The organism is Rhodoferax sp. UBA5149 (assembly GCF_002413825.1).
Lineage (GTDB): Bacteria > Pseudomonadota > Gammaproteobacteria > Burkholderiales > Burkholderiaceae_C > Rhodoferax.
Genome location: NZ_DHXT01000074.1, coordinates 52,365 through 56,988, shown reverse-complemented (window position 1 = coordinate 56,988; position 4,624 = coordinate 52,365). Strand labels below are relative to the sequence as shown.

General features: G+C 63.8%; 3 protein-coding genes and 2 pseudogenes. All 5 read right to left on the bottom strand.

Going from position 1 to position 4,624, the window contains the following annotated elements; translation table 11 throughout:
- A pseudogene (locus B3V69_RS06405) lies at positions 1 to 366 on the bottom strand (efflux transporter periplasmic adaptor subunit); the annotation flags it as partial.
- Positions 367 to 650: 284 nt separating this feature from the next.
- Positions 651 to 1,331, bottom strand: a complete 681-nt coding sequence (locus B3V69_RS06400) for an anaerobic ribonucleoside-triphosphate reductase activating protein (protein ID WP_296444867.1) — start codon at positions 1,329 to 1,331, stop codon at positions 651 to 653.
- Between the two features lie 55 nt (positions 1,332 to 1,386).
- Positions 1,387 to 3,612, bottom strand: a pseudogene (locus B3V69_RS06395) (ribonucleoside triphosphate reductase).
- Between the two features lie 246 nt (positions 3,613 to 3,858).
- Positions 3,859 to 4,134, bottom strand: a complete 276-nt coding sequence (locus B3V69_RS06390) for a hypothetical protein (RefSeq protein WP_296444865.1) — start codon at positions 4,132 to 4,134, stop codon at positions 3,859 to 3,861.
- A partial coding sequence (locus B3V69_RS06385; RefSeq protein ID WP_296444863.1) for an AMP-binding protein occupies positions 4,098 to 4,624 on the bottom strand: 527 nt, incomplete at its 5' end. The genes B3V69_RS06385 and B3V69_RS06390, both read right to left, overlap by 37 nt.

The following is a 4,624-nucleotide window of genomic DNA, read 5'->3' as shown; positions in this document are numbered from 1 at the left end:
GGCACGGGCCTGCGCCACGTCGGCCTGCACACTGTCCTCGGCGAAGCGCGCCAGCAGCTGGCCGCGCTGCACCACGTCGCCCACATTGACCTGCACCTCGGCCAGGCGCAGGCCGCTGCTCTCGGTGCCGACGCTGGCTTCCTGCCAGGCGGCAATATTGCCATTGGCTGTCAGTTTGATCGGCAGGGTGCTCAACTGTGCTTGCGTGGTGGTCACGGTGAGGGCCGGCCGGGCAGCCGAGACGGGCACCGCCGCCGTTTTGTCCACGGCCCTCGAATTCGATAAAAACAGGGCGATAGCCCCCGTGGTTATTACGCAGACAGCTATCAAAATAATAGCAACTGGTTTGAATTTGAAACGGTTCATGGCGTGGGCTTGTCTCAGGCGGGTTGAAAAAATGCGGGTCGATCAGCACCGCGCGGTACAGGCCTCGGTACCAGCCCGCCCCAGCCGCCAAAGCGATCTCGCGCCTCCATGCCGTCGCTGCGCTGGGTAGCGCTTGTGCCGTATTTTTTCGTGGGGCACGATTAGACCATCTTAATCAAACGTTTGATACAGAGAGGGGGAAGGCCGGTTACATGTGCCTGACGGGTGCCAGGGGGCTTGACCTGCGCCGAATTGACTTGGGCGCTACAGCGTCGTTGCGCGCATCACTCGCGTCGCAAGGTAAAGGTTTCAAACAGGGCCGACACGCGCGCCAGCAGGTCGGCACCGGGGTAGCCCGCGCTGGCGGCCTGGAGACTTTCATCCATGCAACCGGTGCGGCGAAAGACCTGCACGGCGTAGTGGCGCACGCCCATGGCGCTCAGGGTTTGCGCCAGCGCCAGAATGTCGGGTTCCGAATGCAGGCCCGGATGCACCGTGGTACGGAACTCGTGCGCCACGCCGCTGGCCAGCACGGCCTCGGCGCTGGCCCGTGCATGGCGGGCGCTGTCGCTGATGCGGGTGATGCTGTCATAGCCTTGCCAGGAAGCCTTGAGGTCGATGCCGACCCAGTCCAGCAGTGGCAGTACCTCGGCCAGACGCCGGGGATAGGCCCCTGCCGTGTGCAGACCGACGCCAAACCCGAGGGCGCGCACCTCGCGCATCGCGTCTTCCAATGCCGGGTCCATGGTGGGTTCGCCGCCGCTGAACACCACGGCATCAATCAGGCCGACCCGCCGCTTCAATCGTGCGATCACTTGCGTCCAGGCCAGCGGACTGGTGCCGGTGCGCGTTTGCAAATGCGGGTTGTGGCAGTAGCCACAACGCCAGGGGCAACCCTGCACGAAAACGACGGCCGCGAGCTTGCCGGGGTAGTCGGTGGCGCTGAAGGGCGTGACGCCGCCCACCTTGAGCTGCCTGTCTGCAAGCAGGGAGGCGCTGGCGTCGTCGGGCGCAGCAGGCTCAGCCCGCCAGGCTGGCCTGGCAGCTGAGTTCGCTGAAGTAAGTGCGCTCATGGAACTCGCCCTTCTTGCCGGTGTTGAAGGACGCCATCGGGCGGTGGTAGCCCATGACGCGGGTCCACACTTCACAGCGCTGGCGCTCGTCGTCGCGCAGCACCAGGGCCGCTTGGGGGGCCAGGAATTGTTGGTTGCTCAGATCGGTCATGGGGATCTTTCTTCAGGTGGTTTCGAGTTGTTTGCGCGCGATGATGTCGGCGTCGCACTTGGGACAAAAATCGTGACGCCCACCCAGGTAACCATGTTTGGGGCAGATCGAGAAGGTCGGCGTCACGGTGATGTAGGGCAGGCGAAAACGCGACAGCGAGCGCTTGACCAGCTGGCGGCAAGCCTCGGCGCTGCTCAGCGGCTCGGTCATGTACAGGTGCAGCACGGTGCCGCCGGTGTACTTGCGTTGCAGATCGTCCTGCAGCTCCAGCGCCTCGAACGGGTCGTCGGTGTAGCCCACCGGCAACTGCGACGAGTTGGTGTAGTAGGGCATGTCTTGGGTGCCCGCCTGCAGGATGTCGGGAAACTGCTTGGCGTCTTCCTTGGCAAAGCGGTAGGTCGTGCCTTCGGCCGGCGTCGCTTCGAGGTTGTACATGTGGCCGGTCTGGTCCTGGAATTCGAGCATGCGGGCGCGCACATGGTCGAGCAGGCGAATGGCGAAGGCGTGGCCCCATGCGCTGCTGATGTCGTGCTCGTCTAGAGTGAAGTTGCGGATCATCTCGTTGATGCCGTTCACGCCGAGCGTGGAGAAATGGTTGCGCAGCGTGCCCAGGTAGCGCTTGGTGTAGGGGAACAGGCCGTTGTCCATGTGGCGCTGGATCACTTTGCGTTTGATCTCCAGGCTGTCGCGGCCCAAGTCCAGCAGGGTGTCGAGCGCCGCCCGCATGCCGGCCTCGTCACCCATGTGCAGATAGCCTAAGCGCGCGCAGTTGATGGTGACCACGCCGAGCGAGCCGGTCTGCTCGGCCGAGCCGAACAGGCCGTTGCCGCGCTTGAGCAGCTCGCGCAGGTCGAGCTGCAGGCGGCAGCACATGGAGCGGATCATGTTCGGCTTGAGCTCCGAATTGATGAAGTTCTGGAAATAGGGCAGGCCGTACTTGGCCGTCATCTTGAACAGCGCTTCGGCGTTCGGGCTGTACCAGTCGAAGTCTTCCGTGATGTTGTAGGTCGGAATCGGGAAGGTGAAGACCCGGCCCCGGGCGTCACCGGCCATCATGACCTCGATGTAGGCGCGGTTGATCATGTCCATCTCGGCCTGCAGCTCACCGTAGGTGAAGGGCATTTCTTCGCCGGCAATGACGGGAATTTGTTCGCGCAGGTCTTGCGGGCAGACCCAGTCGAAGGTCAGGTTGGTAAAAGGCGTCTGCGTGCCCCAGCGCGAGGGCACGTTGAGGTTGTAAATCAGCTCCTGCAGGCACTGGCGCACTGCCGCATAGTCCAGGCTGTCCTGCCGGATGTAGGGCGCCATGTAGGTGTCAAACGAGCTGAAGGCCTGCGCGCCGGCCCACTCGTTTTGCAGCGTGCCCAGGAAGTTGACGATCTGGCCCACGGCGCTGGACAGGTGCTTGGGCGGACCCGATTCAACCTTGCCGGGTACGCCGTTCAAGCCTTCGTGGAGCAGCGTGCGCAGCGACCAGCCCGCGCAGTAGCCCGCCAGCATGTCCAGGTCATGAATGTGCAGGGCGGCGCTGCGGTGCGCCGCGCCCACTTCGGGCGGGTAGACGTGGTTCAGCCAGTAGTTGGCAATCACCTTGCCCGAGACGTTGAGGATCAGCCCGCCCAGCGAGTAGCCCTGGTTGGCATTGGCGTTGACGCGCCAATCGAGTTGCTGCAGGTACTCGTTCATGCTGGACTCCACGTCCACCAGGGTCTTGCGGTCGTGGCGCAGCTTCTTGTGCTGCTCGCGGTAGACGATGTAGGCGCGCAGGGTCTTGGGGTAACCGGCATCAAACAGGGCGGCTTCGACCGCGTCCTGAATTTGCTCGATATGCGGCGTGACGGCCCCCAGCACCTTGATCTTGGGCGCCACCAGGTAGCGCGTGAGGCGCTGGGCCTCGGCGGCATCGAACTCACCGGTGACCTGGGCGGCGCGCTCCAGCGCCTGGGCAATTTTGCTGGCGTCAAAGGCTTTGATGCCGCCGTCGCGCTTGATGATGTGGGTGAAAACGGCGGTGGCTGGCATGTTCATCTTGTGTCCCCTCGAAACACCATAGGTAGTGTCGAACAAGATGCTAACCACTATATGTAGTGGTTCCTTTGAATTTGGCTGCGCAAAGCTCAGCTTCGCGTCATGGGTTGATCTGGATCAGAAAATGGATGCAACCGCCCACGTTGCCCTTGACAAACCGACAAAGATTTGCATCGCATCAAGCCGGCGCGCGAGGCTTTCGTGTCGGCTGCGCCGCACGCCAGGGCGCACCGCGCTGGATCAAGCCCAGAGAACAGCAGCTTCGCCGGTGTACCAGCCGTCCACTTGCGCGGCGACTGACGATTCGATGCGGCTGCGTTTGATCTTCATGGTCGGCGTGAGACAGCCATTTTCAATCGACCAGGGCTCACGCGCCACCACCAGCATGCGCAGGCGTTCATAGTCGGCCAGCTCGTGGTTCACGCTTTTGAGCAAGCCTTCGAGTTCGGCCTGCACCCGGGCTCGCACCGCCGGGTCATTCAACTGGGCGCGCAGGGCTTCCGCGAGGACCAGCATGCCGTAGGCGGCCGCCTGACCGACGCCGGACACCAGCGCCAGTTCCACCATCGGATGGGCGTTGAGCCGCTGCCCGCCAGGCGCACCTGGTCGAGCCCGAGGCCGCGCAACACCTTGCGCCCGGCTATTTTGCCGAGCAGCGGAATGCCCAGCAGCCGGTCGAGCTTGCGCGGCGGCATTTTCGCGAACACGCCCTGCTGGAATTTCAGCCACAGGCGCGGCACCGAGATGAACGTGGTGGGCCGGGCGCGCTGCAGGTCCTGGACAAAGGTGTTGAGCGACTCGGCGAAGAAGATGTGCATCCGGCCGTCGATCAGCGGCGCGCATTGAACGAAGGCCCGCTCGAAGACATGCGCCAGCGGCAGGTACGACAGCACGCGGTTGGCCGCGTTCTTGCCGAGCGCCTCGTGCATGCGCGCATCCCCTCGGTGGCGCGCGTAATCCGCTCGAAGCTGTGCATCACCCCTTTGGGCTGGCCGGTGGAGCCCGA

Coding starts and splice junctions, on each gene's coding strand:
- B3V69_RS06390 (WP_296444865.1), bottom strand. CDS start 4,134: ATGCTGGTCCTCGCGGAAGCCCTGCGCGCCCAGTTGAATGACCCGGCG.